The 14,206-nt window shown below is 52.8% G+C and carries 7 protein-coding genes; 4 read left to right on the top strand and 3 right to left on the bottom strand.

Annotated features, from left to right (window positions below; genetic code table 11):
- Positions 1–75: 75 nt before the first annotated feature.
- Positions 76–3,990, top strand: coding sequence for a hybrid sensor histidine kinase/response regulator transcription factor (locus FYJ73_RS04930; protein WP_206081688.1), 3,915 nt, complete (start codon positions 76–78; stop codon positions 3,988–3,990).
- Between the two features lie 78 nt (positions 3,991–4,068).
- On the opposite strand, the gene pdxT is transcribed toward FYJ73_RS04930, so the two are convergent.
- The 3 genes from pdxT to FYJ73_RS04915 form a co-directional block, all read right to left on the bottom strand.
- Complete coding sequence (gene pdxT, locus FYJ73_RS04925; RefSeq protein WP_154533599.1) at positions 4,069–4,656, bottom strand: pyridoxal 5'-phosphate synthase glutaminase subunit PdxT; 588 nt, start codon at positions 4,654–4,656, stop codon at positions 4,069–4,071.
- A 21-nt stretch (positions 4,657–4,677) separates the two neighbouring features.
- Complete coding sequence (gene pdxS / locus FYJ73_RS04920; protein ID WP_154533598.1) at positions 4,678–5,553, bottom strand: pyridoxal 5'-phosphate synthase lyase subunit PdxS; 876 nt, start codon at positions 5,551–5,553, stop codon at positions 4,678–4,680.
- A 66-nt stretch (positions 5,554–5,619) separates the two neighbouring features.
- Complete coding sequence (locus FYJ73_RS04915) at positions 5,620–6,567, bottom strand: bifunctional hydroxymethylpyrimidine kinase/phosphomethylpyrimidine kinase (RefSeq protein ID WP_154533597.1); 948 nt, start codon at positions 6,565–6,567, stop codon at positions 5,620–5,622.
- A gap of 208 nt (positions 6,568–6,775) precedes the next feature.
- On the opposite strand from FYJ73_RS04915, the gene FYJ73_RS04910 reads away from it, so the two are divergent.
- From FYJ73_RS04910 to FYJ73_RS04900, 3 genes are all read left to right on the top strand, one after another.
- On the top strand, positions 6,776–9,436 hold the full coding sequence (locus FYJ73_RS04910) for a glycoside hydrolase family 95 protein (protein WP_154533596.1): 2,661 nt from the start codon (positions 6,776–6,778) through the stop codon (positions 9,434–9,436).
- 15 nt (positions 9,437–9,451) lie between these two features.
- Positions 9,452–11,923 carry a glycosyl hydrolase 115 family protein gene (locus FYJ73_RS04905; RefSeq protein ID WP_154533595.1) on the top strand — a complete coding sequence of 824 codons (2,472 nt, stop codon included), beginning with the start codon at positions 9,452–9,454 and terminating at the stop codon, positions 11,921–11,923.
- 173 nt (positions 11,924–12,096) lie between these two features.
- Positions 12,097–13,713, top strand: coding sequence for a glycoside hydrolase family 43 protein (locus tag FYJ73_RS04900; protein WP_154533594.1), 1,617 nt, complete (start codon positions 12,097–12,099; stop codon positions 13,711–13,713).
- Positions 13,714–14,206: the final 493 nt, after the last annotated feature.

The raw sequence follows: 14,206 nt of genomic DNA, 5'->3' as shown, positions 1-14,206 counted from the left end.
TGAAACGTTTTTCCATGGATATTATTATCTTTGCATCATATTAAACTCTAAACAAGACTAAAAGCCAGAATGATGATGATGAGACGAATTGCACTGATATGCTTTGTTTTGTTCTTCGCAGCTTTTCTGCCGAAGAGTCCTTCTTTGTGCGCCTTCGCTGACCCAGATCTGTCAGCAGGCACGGATTTGAAGTTGGGTGGAGTCTTATATACCGGCAAGCAACTATCCAGCAGTGCAGTCAAGGCCGTTTGCCAAGACCGTTATGGCTTTGTGTGGATTGGCACCGATTATGGTTTGAATCGCTTCGATGGTTACAGCTTTTCACTTTTCCAGCATCATCGCAACGATATTCACAGCATTGGCAATAATGAGATTTGCGACATGCTGAGCGACAGCAAAGGCAGACTGTGGGTGGGTACTAACAAGAATCTGTCACGCTATGATATTGCTACTAACCGTTTCGACAATGTTTCTTTCCCAAAGAATATACAACCGAGAGTTTCCGATTTGGCGGAAGCAAAGAATGGCGATATCTATATAGCCACATCGGGTTATGGCGTCTTTGTGATCCGTAACGGCAGCGATAAAATAAAAGAAGCAACCCGGCTCAACCATCTTGTCAGGGACAAGATGTTGGGTCGGCTTTGCTTTGACCGTCAAGGCAATCTTTGGATGGTAGGAAGGAATAATGTCTTCTATCGTGTCGTACTGAAAAACGGTCACATTGCAGGAGTGAATCGCTGGAAGCTGCCGCAGGGCGAAGTCTGTCAGTTTGCTGTCGATTGTGATGGTACGATATTGTTGGTTTTCAAGCATACGCTGATGTCGTATAAAGGCAATCGATTTGTAGATGCGGGCTATCGTCTTTCAGATCAGATACGCAATGCCGGCTTAGCATGTGCGCGGTTGTCGCCCGGCGGTCAACTGTATGTGGGAACCGAGCAAGGCGTCTATCGAGTTAGTCGTAATGCGGCTCCTCAACCTTTGAGTTTTATTCATGGCCGTTTCAATCTCCGCACTGCGCCTGTTCACGCCTTGGATTTCGACAAGAACGGCAATTTGTGGGTTCGTTGTTTCCGTATAGGTCTGTTGCTTCTCAACGACTATCCAATGCCTTTCCAAGTATGGTCGTTTATGGCTCAGAATCCAGTCATCGACGTTTCGTTGTCTTCTGTAGCGGCTACCGACGATGGCGGAATGTGGTGTACAGTCTGGGGCAATGCCTTGTACCGTTTCAATCATCAGGGCATCGTTACGCAGCATGTAGACGGCATCTCCGACGCGAGTATAGTCTATCATGGCAGTGACGGCCGTTACTGGGTGGGCCGCAGCGATGGCCTTTATGAGCTGAATCCGGTGGCAGGACGCCTTTCCTTAGTTTTAAAGTATGCGGGGCTAAAAGGCGTGATGTGCGATGACGGTCTTGGAACGCTCTTTTTCTCAGTGATGGGACAGGGAGTGGTGAGCTACAACACACGCACTAAGGCATCACACCATTATCTTTCTTCAGACAAGGGTCCTTTGGGTCATCTGTGCAACGACTGGGTCAACTCGATGGTCGTAGATCGCAATCAATGTCTGTGGATGGCGACGGCGGATGGCGTGTGCTGTCTCGATTTGCGTACGGGCAGCTTTCATCCATTTGGCTGGAATCATTTGCTGCCAGAACTTGTTACGGGAACCTTGTGTGTCACTCCCGAAGACGACATCGTGATAGGCACCGAAGCGGGGCTCTATCTCTACGACCGTGTTGCCCGTCGTGCCAGGCTCTACCCTGGCAGTGAGATGTTGCAGGATCAGAAAATCTGTGCCATCGAAAGTGACATGTGGGGCGATCTGTGGGGCAGCACGCCCGCGGGTCTGTGGCAATACGACCATCGATTACGCCGTTTCATCTCCTACGGTACCGGCTACGGCCAGATCACCGGCGAATATCTCGGCAATGTATCTTTTCATTCCTCGGATGGCATGATGGGGTTTGGCTTTGACGGCGGCTTGACCGTGTTTTATCCTCAAAAGGTGAAAAAGATCAAGAACCGGCAGGGCAGGGTTCGGCTCACAGGGGCATTGATTGACGATGTATGGCATTTGCCGAAAAACCGACAAATCGACATGTATCCCCGCAACCATACGCTGACGCTGACTTTCTCGCTTCTCGACTACCGCGACGCGGCTGGTGTCATCTATGAATACCGTATCAAGGATGGCTCTTGGCACACCAATGTCACGGGCGACAACACCATCCGGTTCAACAGTCTGGGCACGGGCACCTATCCCGTTGAAGTGCGGGCTGTCTATGGCGGCAGCACGTTGCCGGGTGTCTGTCAGATCAATGTTGTGGTACATGCGCCCTGGTATGCCAGCACCTTGGCATATTGCGTGTATTTTTTGCTTCTTTGCTTACTGGCTTACTATCTTTGGCATCTCTACTGGCACCGGAAGCAGCACCAATTTGACGAGGCGAAGATGCGGTTCCTCATCAACGCCATGCATGATGTGCGCTCACCGCTGACCTTGATTGTCAATCCGTTGCAAAACCTGTTGTCGGCAGAGACAGACCCCTCGAAGCTCAACCTGTTGCAGGTCATCGACCGCAACACGAAGCGTATCAGTCAGCTGGTCAATCAGATTCTCGACAAGCGCAAACTCGACAAAGAGGCCCTGCAGATCCATTGTCAGGAAACGAGCCTCGTCAAACTGATCACCGGCACCTGCAAGCTCTATGAATACGAGGCTCAGCAACGTGGCATGCACTTCACTTTTGAGCATGAACAAGATGTGCGAGTATGGATCGACCGGATGAACATCGACAAAGTGATCGGCAATTTGCTCAGCAACGCTTTTAAATACACCGACGACGGTGGCGAGATTCGAATCGTCTTGTCCTCGACAGACACCAATGCTGTCATCCAGGTGCTTGACAATGGCATTGGTGTTGGTGACGAATCGACGGCTAAGCACCTCTTCGACCGTTTCAACCAAGGTGTGAACAACACCAATCTGAAAATCCAGGGTACCGGTATCGGACTGGATCTTTGCCGCTCCGTTGTGGCCTTGCATCACGGCACAATAGAGGCTTCCAACCGCACGGATGTGGCACATGGCGCTTGCTTCACGGTGACCCTGCCGCTTGGAAAGGATCATCTCATGCCAGAGGAAATCATTGACAGCAAGGCACTGCAGGACAAAGGCGTGACAGGTGCTTCACGTCCCAAGAGCAATGTACAGGTGCTGCTTGTTGACGACGATGAGGAGTTGACGCGTTATGTGGCCATGGAGCTGGGCGATGAGTACTATGTCACCGTGGCCGGAAATGGGCGTGAGGCCATGAAGAAATTGCTGATGATGCCCGGACATTACGATATTGTCGTCAGCGATGTGTCCATGCCGGAGATGGATGGCATCACGCTGTTGGAGCGAATCAAGGAAAATCCCCATCTCAGTGCGCTGCCTGTCATTCTGCTTTCTTCCAAAAACGCTGTTGATGACCGTGTCACGGGCTTGCGTCATGGTGCTGACGCCTATCTCTCCAAACCTTTCAACATGGAAGAGTTACGGTTGACGATCGACAATCTGATCAACACGCTGCGACGTGTCAAAGGCAAGGTGACGACAGAGCCGCAAATAGAGAAGATGATCGGGCAGGAAGAGATAAAGGGCAACAATGAAGTGCTGATGGAGCGTATCGTCAATTGCATCCATGATCATCTCTCCGATCCCGAATATAATGTAGAGACATTAGCTGAAGAAATAGGCCTCAGCCGTGCCCAACTCCATCGCAAGATGAAAGAGATGACAGGAATAGCCACCGGCAAGTTCATCCGCGACATTCGCATGAAGGAGGCTGTCCATCTTCTCGATCTGGGAACTATCAACATCTCGCAGATTGCTTATCGTGTCGGCTTCAATGACCAAAACCACTTCTCGCAGGTCTTCAAGCGCTATTATGGTGTATCACCGAAAGTGTATCGGGAAGAAAAAAACAAATAAGAAACTCTTCCTCCCTCTCCACGTTGAGAGAGGGAGGAAGAGTTAGCGTGGCTTACAGATCTACAGCTACTATTCCTCTTATATCATCCTCAGAAAGGCTTCGTGCACCCGAGTGTCATCAGTGAGTTCTGGATGAAAAGCGGTGACAAGCTGATTGTCCTGGCGGGCGGCTACAATATGTCCGTCGACGCTCGCCAATGCCTCAGCCTTGGGTCCTACTGACTCGATATACGGCGCACGGATGAACGTCATCGGCACCTTGCCCACACCCTCTACGTCGGATTCCGTGGCAAAGCTGCCCAACTGACGACCGTAAGCATTGCGGCAAGTGGTGATGTCCATGGTCGACAGCCCTCCTGCCATCGGTTCCGCTTCCTCATCTTCATGCTGGCGCACATACTCCGACAAGAGTATCAGACCCGCACACGTGCCGAAGACGGGGAGACCGGCTACGATATCGTTGCGAATCTCTTCGTGGAGTCCCAACTCCACAAGCAGTTTGGCCATCACCGTGCTCTCGCCACCTGGGATGACAAGCCCGTCCTTAGGCTGTTGCCAGTCGGCTTTCTCTCTGATCTCAAAGACATCCGCACCGAGCCGCTGCAACATCTTCTCATGTTCAATGAAGGCTCCTTGCAGTGCCAACACAGCAATACGTTTATTCATAGACAAAGGTCCTCCTCTCGCTTATTTACCTCTCTCGGCCATCAACAGCTGTATCTCGTCGGCGTTGATGCCCACCATGGCCTCGCCAAGATCCTCACTGATATCTGCCAGCACCTTCGGATCGTTGTAGTTGGTGACGGCTTTGACGATAGCGGCGGCACGCTTGCGGGGGTTGCCGCTCTTGAAGATGCCACTGCCAACGAACACACCTTCTGCGCCCAACTCCATCATTAGAGCAGCATCGGCTGGCGTTGCCACACCACCGGCTGCAAAATTCACCACCGGTAACTTGCCGTGATCATGGACATATTTCACCAAATCGTAAGGTGCCTGCAACTCTTTGGCTGCCTCGAAAAGCTCGTCGGGGCGTTTGGCGACAAGGTCGCGGATCTGACGCTGCATCAGTCTCATGTGGTGCACGGCCTGAACCACATCGCCGGTACCTGGCTCACCTTTGGTACGGATCATCGTAGCTCCCTCGGCGATACGGCGCAGAGCCTCACTCAGATTTCGGGCACCACAGACAAAGGGCACGCGGAACTGTGTCTTATCGATGTGATAGACATCGTCGGCAGGCGAAAGTACCTCACTCTCGTCAATGTAGTCGATGTCGATAGCCTGCAAGATCTGAGCCTCGGCAATATGTCCGATACGGCACTTGGCCATCACCGGGATGCTCACAGCAGCCTGAATGCCTTTAATCATCTTCGGATCGCTCATGCGGGCCACGCCGCCTGCGGCACGGATATCTGCGGGGATGCGTTCCAACGCCATGACGGCACACGCTCCTGCCTCTTCCGCGATCTTTGCCTGCTCAGGCGTTGTCACGTCCATGATCACACCGCCCTTGAGCATCTGTGCCAAGTTGCGGTTCAAAGTTTGTCTGTCGTTTTCCATTGTTTCTGTCTTTTAGTTGTGTTTCTTATCCTGATTTATAAGTGTTCAATACTAACTCGCTTTTTATCACTCTCTCCGTTTCCGTTTGACCTCCGCACGGTATTGGCTTGGCGTCAGCCCCGTTTGCTTCTTGAAGAACTTGGTGAAATGCTGCTGGGAGGTGAAGCCGTGGTCGTATGCCAACTGCTGAAGTGGCTGTGCCGACGAGAGCAATGCTGACTGTAGGATATGTGTCATCTCCTTATCTACAATCTGTTTTGGGGTGAGCCCCACAGCCCGATGGGTGACCTGCGCCAGGTAGCGGGCACTGACGTTGAGGTGATCGGCATAATAGTTAATGTCGTGATACTCGTCGCCCCGCTCGGCGATCGCTTCGAGAAACAACCGATAAAGCTCGCCACAGCGCCCCGTAGCATCTGAGACTGTGGCTGACTGGGCGTTTACGAAAGCCAGGGCCTTACCCTTGGCTTCGGCCACTGACAGTCCCTGGCTGACAAAACAAGCCAGAGCTGAGGAAAAGCCGTTGGCGTAACCGTGCTGGGGATTGTCGTCGATAGCGATCGTATGTATCGAATCGGGCAACTTGCTGATGGACTGTTCCTTGCCGATAATCACTACAGTACATAGGGGCAGCAGGCGCCGGACTATCATGTCGTGAACATCATCGGGTATCAACTGCTCGCCCTGAGCTGTGCGCACAACGGCATCATAGATGATGCTGTCGGGACGATATTTCTGCAACAAGTCGACAATGACGTTGAGCGTGGCAAGTGTGCGGATCAGTCCCACCTTCACAACATTGGGTTCCACATCATTGATGACGGCCTCCACCTGTCCCCGAACAGTCTCCGGGGGCAAGTCGTAATAGTTCTGAATACCCAACGTATTCTGAACCGTGATGGACGTAATGGCCGTGAGGGCATAGCCACCCAACTGACTGATCGTCTTGATGTCGGCCTGTATGCCGGCACCGCCACAACTGTCTGAACCTGTGATCGTGAGTACCGCTTTCATCGATGCTTCTACTCTTTAATTCTTTTCTTGCTGCAAAGTAACACAAAAATAACGAATATGCAAAATACTGTTCGGATATTGACAAAGGAAACTAACAAAAGAGCAAAAATACATTTCATCTGCAACAAATAACAAGCAAAATGAAACGTTTGGCAAATAAACATTGAGACAAAATGCGTAACTTTGCAAAAATAACTGGAAACGAATCATGATGGTAAAGCTATTTCCTTCTATCTATACTTGGCAAAACAAAACCCAAGGGTATTTTCTGATGCTCTCTTCACTCCTGCTCATCTGTCTTCAGAGTTGGAGTACGACCCCTTCTATCCACGAAAGGTTGCTTTTGGAGTATCAGCAACCTGCCCGAAACTGGTGGGAAGCACTGCCCTTAGGCAACGGATTCATCGGGGCGATGGTCTACGGCGGTACTTCGCACGAGCGTATCGACCTCAATGAGACTACTTTCTGGTCCGGATCACCATACAACAACGATGCGCCACGTGCCAAAGATTCCTTGCAATGTGTGCGCAAACTGATTCGTCATGGTAAGGAGGAACAGGCCGAGGGCGTCATCAACCGCAACTTCTTCACCGGCAAGAACGGTATGCGCTTCTTGCCGTTGGGCTCGCTGCTCATTGACATGCCTACGGAAGGTCAGGGAAATAAACGTCAGCTCAAAGCATCGGCCAAGCTCTCTGGTGACAACAGCTACCATCGCTCTCTGTCTCTGGAGCAAGCGGTTAATACCACAACTTTCGTTCAAGACGGTGTGAAAATCAAGCGCACGGTCTTCACTTCTTTTGCTGGGCGTTTCATGGCGGTGCATCTCCAGGCTTCGCGAAAAGGTGCCTTGCACTTCAGTGTCTCGCTTTCCTCAATCCTCAACCACAAGGTAGAGGCTCAGCGACAGCAACTGTCGATGGTCTGTCAGGGTGAAGAACAGGAAGGCGTAAAGGCCGGACTGCATGCCGTGTGCAAGGTGGCTGTGAAAACCGACGGCAAAACGATGAGTCAAGACGATCGTCTGAGCATCACTCATGCCACCTCCGCTACCATCTATCTGACCGCTGCCACGAATTTCGTCAACTATCACGACATCAGTGGCAACGCGGAAGGCAAGGCACAACTGGCGTTGGAGCAGGCTCTTGCCGGTAACTATGCCGAGCAACTTCGGGCACATATAGCTGCTTATCAGCCGCTTTTCAACACGGTAAGCTTAAGCATCAATCCCGCAAAATCACAAAGTCAGGTTCTTCCGACAGACGTTTTGCTCCAGCAATATCCTCAGCAGCAAGATCCCCGTCTTGTGACGCTGATGTTTCAATATGGCCGCTATCTCCTGCTCTCCTCATCACGCTCCGGCGGTCAGGCAGCCAACCTACAAGGTATCTGGAACAAGGAACGCTTCGCACCATGGGACAGCAAGTACACCATCAACATCAACACAGAGATGAACTACTGGCCGGCAGAGGTGACCAACCTCACTTCTACCCTGCCCCCTCTCTTTTCTCTCATCCACGATCTCAGCCAGACTGGTGCCCAAACCGCACAGACAATGTATGGCTGCCGCGGCTTTGTAGCTCATCACAACACCGACATCTGGCGTGTTGCCGGCCCGATCGACGGTGCTTACTGGGGCATGTTTCCCTGTGGCGGAGCGTGGCTGACAACGCATCTGTGGCAACACTATCTCTTCACAGGCGACAAGAGTTTCCTACGTCAGTGGTATCCTGTTCTCCGCTCCGCCGCCCGCTTCCTGATGGACTATGGCCAGATCGTGCCCACAGATTCGCTCTATCAGTTCAACTCTCAACTTTCAACTTTCAACTCTCAACTTTCAACTTTCAACTCTCAACTTTCAACTCTCAACTCTCAACTTTCAACTTTCAACATTCACAAAGCGTTTCTCCTCTCTCCGTCTGTCAGTCCTGAGCACGGCCCAATGGGTAAACGCACGTCCGTAACAGCGGGGTGCACGATGGACAACCAGATTGCTTTCGACGCACTGTCCTCGGCTATCAGGGCTTCAGAAATACTCGGTACCGACACGACATTCCGCCACGAGGCACAAGAGAAGCTCGCTTTGCTGCCTCCCATGCAAGTAGGTCGCTACGGTCAACTGCAAGAATGGCTGCAAGACGGTGACAATCCGAAAGACGAGCACCGCCATATCTCTCATCTCTACGGGCTGTATCCGAGCAATCAGATTTCGCCTTTCAGCCATCCTGAGCTTTTCAGCGCCGCTCACACCACCCTGCTCCAGCGCGGCGATATGGCCACGGGATGGAGCTTAGGATGGAAGATCAACTTCTGGGCACGTATGCTCGACGGCGATCATGCGCTGCAAATCATCAACAACCTGCTGCACCTGCTACCTTGCGACTCACTGCAACGGCAGTATCCCAACGGCCGTGTCTATCCCAATCTCTTCGATGCGCATCCGCCCTTTCAGATTGACGGTAACTTTGGTTTCACCGCTGGCATCGCCGAGATGCTGGTACAGAGTCACGACGGTGCCGTGCATCTCTTGCCAGCACTGCCTGCTGCCTGGCACGAGGGAAGCGTGAAGGGTATCAGAACCCGTGGTGGTTTCGTCGTCAGTGAACAGTGGAGCGACGGCAAGCTTAAACAAGCCACCATCACCTCTACCATCGGCGGCGTGCTGCGTCTGCGCGCTTACCAGCCTCTGAAAGGACAGGGATTGCGGGAAGCCAAAGGTGCTTGCCCCAATGCGCTGTTTGCTCCTGCCGTAGTCAGGAAGCCGCTCATCCACACACAAAAACTTCAAGAGGTGAAGATTCCGCACGTATATGAATATGACATCGACACCCAACCCGGGAAGTCGTATGCCGTTTTTGGCATTAGATAATCTTTTATAAGCAATATGAACAAGATCCTCCTATTCTTATTCTCTCTGTTTCCTCTGCTGGCCAGTGCCAATGACTTTTACATTGCCAAGCCCGGACAGCAACCTGCCGCCATCGTGGTGGACACCACAGACTGGACGGGTGTCAGATTGGCTGCACGCGATCTCAGTGCTGATATTGGGCGTGTCTGTGGCAAAGCAGCACCCATACTTGTCGCTACATCAGTCAATTTGCCGGAACATGGACGCATCATCGCCGGCACGCTCGGCAAGAGTAAAATGATCAGCAACATCGTCAAAGCCCATAAAATCGACGTCAGGAAACTGCGGGGCCAATGGGAGAGCTATCTCATCGACGTTGTCGACGGCAACCTCGTCATCGTCGGCTCAGACAAGCGCGGCACCATCTACGGCATCTATGAGCTCAGTCGCGAGATGGGTGTCTCGCCGTGGTACTGGTGGGCTGATGTTCCCGTGAAGCACCAAGACCATATTATATATAGCAACGGCCGCCAATACCAGCCCTCTCCAAGAGTAAAGTACCGCGGCATCTTCCTCAACGACGAGGCTCCCTGCCTGACAACATGGGTGAAAAACACCTATGGCACAAACTACGGCGACCACCGTTTCTACGACCGCGTCTTTGAGTTGCTGCTCAGATTAAAGGCAAACTTCATGTGGCCGGCCATGTGGGGCTGGGCCTTCTACGCCGACGACGCACTGAACAGCAAGACTGCTGACGACCGTGGCATCATCATCGGCACCTCACATCACGAGCCGATGTGCCGCTCACAAAAGGAATGGCATGGCCACACCGACGACCCGAACGTAGAGCCGCAGGACCGCGCTTCACGTGAGGCAGCAGGCGGGCAGTGGAACTATGCCACGAACCAGAAGGCCTTGGACGCTTTTTGGGCAGGTGGCGTGCGACGCAACAAAAATACGGAAGACATCGTCACCATCGGCATGCGCGGCGACGGCGACATGGCTATGAGCGAAAACACAAACATTCAGCTCATGGAGAAAATCATCCGCAACCAGCGACGCATCATCGAGAAAGAACGTGGCAAGAAGGCCAGCGAGGTGCCGCAGGTATGGGCTCTCTACAAAGAGGTGATGGACTACTACGACGCCGGACTGCGTGTGCCCGATGATGTGACACTGCTGCTCTGTGATGACAACTGGGGCGACGTACGTCGTGTGCCTACGCCAAAAGAGCGAAAACGCAAAGGCGGATGGGGACTCTACTATCATGTCGACTATGTGGGGGCTCCGAGAAACTCGAAGTGGATCAACGTGACGCCCATTCAGAATATGTGGGAACAGCTGACGTTGGCTGCCGAAAACGGTATCGACCGGCTGTGGATCCTCAATGTCGGTGACCTCAAACCGATGGAATACCCCATCCAGCTCTTCATCGACATGGCATGGAACCCCACTGCCTACACCACAGAAAACCTCTTGGATCACACCCGCCGCTTCTGTGCGGCTGCCTTCGGCGAGGAGCAGGCTGCGGAGGCCGCGCGTATTCTTAACCTGCAATGCAAGTATGCCGGACGCTGCACAGCGGAGATGCTCGATGCCAAGACCTACAGTCTGAAGGATGGCGAATGGGAGAAGGTGGTCAGCGACTACGCTGCTTTGGAGCGTGACGCCCTACGCCAATACACTGCTCTGCCCGAGAGTTGTCGCGACGCTTACCAGGAACTCATCCTCTTCCCCGTGCAGGCAATGGCCAATCTCTACGACATGTACTATGCCCAAGCCATGAACCATCAGCTCTATGAGCAGGGCAACCCCGATGCCAACACGTGGGCGGAGCGCTGCCGCCACGACTTCCGTCGTGACTCTCTGCTCTGTGCTGCCTACAATCACAATATTGCAGGAGGAAAATGGAACGGCATGATGATCCAGAAACACATCGGATACACCACTTGGAACGACAACTTCCCCCACGACATGCTGCCGAAACTCTATCAGGTGAAGCCACGTACCGACAGCTGGATCATCGATGCCAAGGGAGACAAAGTGGTTTTGGAGGCCGAACACTACTTTAGCAAGCGCGACGGCGAAGGCGCACGCTGGATCGACATCCCATTCATGGGACCGTCGCTCGGTGCCATGACGCTGCGTCCAACTACAGCATCGGTCAACGGCGCACAACTGGAGTATCGCTTCCATGGTATGCAACCCACCGATAGCGTGACCATCACCGTGACAACGAAATGCACGCTCGACTTCCTCAACCAGGGTGGACTGCGCTACCGCGTGAGCCTCGACGGCAAGGGTAAAACGGTGAACTTCAACGCCAACCTCAATGAGAAGCCGGAGAATATCTACAGCATCTACTACCCAACGGTAGCCCGCCGCATCGTTGAAAAGCAGGTCACGCTGCCGTTGCAACAGCTGAGCGACGGCATCCATCGCCTCGTCTTCGAACCACTCGACCCGGGTGTGGTGTTAGAGAAAATAACAATAAAGACTAAATAAATTAGCTGCTTGTTTCATGTATATATCTTTTACATGGATGTTCATGAATTGACCATGAATTACTCATCAACATCATCGTTGTAAATCATTCGTGGTTAATTCATGGCAATTCCATGTTCTACAAAGAAGAACTGAATGTTCATGAATCAAGCAGATTAGAAACAGACAAATCAATGAAAACAAAAACAATCCCAGCCCTTCTGCTTCTCGCTGCACTGTCTCTGCCCATGATGGCAACGGAGACGGTAAAGAAGCCCATGGGCAAAATCGTGAATCACGAAGCTTCGCAGACCGCAATGTTCTCCAATCCCGTCATCTGGTCGGACGTGCCCGACATGGACTTGATCCGTGTGGGCAGCGACTACTATATGGTCTCGACGACGATGCACCTCATGCCGGGCGGTCCCATCATGCACTCGCGCGACCTTGTCAACTGGCAGACAGTGGGCTACATCTTCGACAAACTCACTGACTCGCCTAAATATAATATGGAGCAGGGCACCGTCTACGGCCGCGGGCAGTGGGCCACCTCGCTGAAGTATCACAAAGGACGGTTTTATGCACTCTTCGCTCCCAATGACAATCCCGGTGGCGAGACGTATATCATGACGGCCAAGAAGGCTGAAGGTCCGTGGACACTCGTCAGCCGGTTGCCTCATTTCCACGACGCCACGCTGTTCTTCGACGATGACGACCGTGCGTATGTCTTCTATGCTACCGGCGAGATGGTGGAGCTCAGCAGCGATCTCAAGCAGGTCGTGGAAGGCTCTCACCGCCAGCTCTTCCAGCGCGACAGTGAGGAGAAGGGACTCCTCGAAGGTTCTCGTGTCATCAAGCACGACGGTCGCTACTATCTCCAGATGATTTCGTGGACCAACGGCCATCCGCGCCGCGAAGTCGTCTACCGCGCAAAAGATATCCAAGGCCCATATACTAAGCGTGTGATGCTCGAGACAGAGTTCGGCGGCTTCGGCGGTGTCGGGCAGGGCACGATAGTAGACACGCCAGACGGCCGTTGGTTTGCGTTGATCTTCCAGGATCGTGGCGGCGTAGGCCGCGTGCCGACGCTCTCTCCCGTCCGCTGGGTCGACGGCTGGCCAAAGGTTGACTATGTGCCCGCAACGATGGAGGTACCCTTTGCGGGCAATAAGAAGACGAGCATCGTCAACAGCGATGAGTTCAACAAACCTACACTGAGCCTCGACTGGCAGTGGAACCACAACCCCGTGGACAACGCCTGGTCGCTCACCGAGCGCCGTGGCTGGCTGCGTCTGCATACGGCTGCTGTGGTTCCCAACATCTTTCTGGCCCGCAACACACTGACCACGCGCATGATGGGACCACAGAGCGAGGGTATCATCCGCATGGATGTCAGCAAGATGCAGGATGGCGATGTGGCAGGCTTCTGTGCCTTTCAGAACGATGCCGCCCTGCTCTCCGTAGTGAAAGAAAAGGGTAAGAAATATATCGTGGCCTCGACGGACTCTGTGGAGATGGAGCCAAAGGATCTCCATGTCCTTGCCGATCATCGTCACGAAGTCTACCGCAAGGTCTTGTCACAGAACATCGTCTACTTGAAGGTAAGTGCTGATTTCCGTCTCCACAAAGATGTGGCCTCACTGGCCTACAGCCTCGACGGCAAGCATTGGACAACGGTTTTGAGTGGCTTCAAACTCGTCTTCGACTACCGTCGCTTTTTCATGGGCACACGCTTTGGCATCTACAACTACGCCACCCGGCAGCTCGGTGGACAGGTAGACATCGATTGGTTTCACTTCAAAGTCAAGTAAGACGTAACCATATCGGTTAAATCATATCTTTTGCGGGGTTAGGGCAGGGATAAACCCCGCCCCTACTTGGATGATGTCGCCACAACGGTGCGGCAGGCGGTGAGAACGTAGGGGCGGGGTTTATCCCCGCCCTAACCCCGCAAAAGATATACAAACATATGGCACGGGTGTGGAATGATTACTGTCACGGGGGTTAGGGCGGGGATAAACCCCGCCCCTACGGTGGATAATGTCACTACCGATGGAGAAGTTAGTAAGTTGTGATTCGTCAGAAGTAGACTTTTGGTGGATAGCATCCACATCGTTTGGGAGGTATTACCCCGTTGACGGTGCGGCAGGCGGAGAGAACGTAGGGGCGGGGGTTACCGAGGCTGCTGCCAAACTAATTTGTCTAGATGTTTATGCACAGAGCCTGTTTCTATGCATCCGATATACCGTATTTATGTCGCTGTTTCCTTGCATATGTCCCGTTTTTTTTGTACCTTTATACCAT

The sequence above is a fragment of the Hallella mizrahii genome, assembly GCF_009695775.1.
GTDB classification, from domain to species: Bacteria; Bacteroidota; Bacteroidia; order Bacteroidales; family Bacteroidaceae; genus Prevotella; species Prevotella mizrahii.
The sequence above is the reverse complement of the archived record's forward strand: the minus strand, read 5'-3'. Positions and strand labels throughout refer to the sequence as shown.

Excerpts from the sequence above, each read along its gene's own strand:
- FYJ73_RS04930 (WP_206081688.1), top strand. The coding sequence starts at position 76 with ATGATGAGACGAATTGCACTGATATGCTTTGTTTTGTTCTTCGCAGCT.
- pdxT (WP_154533599.1), bottom strand. The coding sequence starts at position 4,656 with ATGAATAAACGTATTGCTGTGTTGGCACTGCAAGGAGCCTTCATTGAA.
- pdxS (WP_154533598.1), bottom strand. The coding sequence starts at position 5,553 with ATGGAAAACGACAGACAAACTTTGAACCGCAACTTGGCACAGATGCTC.
- FYJ73_RS04915 (WP_154533597.1), bottom strand. The coding sequence starts at position 6,567 with ATGAAAGCGGTACTCACGATCACAGGTTCAGACAGTTGTGGCGGTGCC.
- FYJ73_RS04910 (WP_154533596.1), top strand. The coding sequence starts at position 6,776 with ATGATGGTAAAGCTATTTCCTTCTATCTATACTTGGCAAAACAAAACC.
- FYJ73_RS04905 (WP_154533595.1), top strand. The coding sequence starts at position 9,452 with ATGAACAAGATCCTCCTATTCTTATTCTCTCTGTTTCCTCTGCTGGCC.
- FYJ73_RS04900 (WP_154533594.1), top strand. The coding sequence starts at position 12,097 with ATGAAAACAAAAACAATCCCAGCCCTTCTGCTTCTCGCTGCACTGTCT.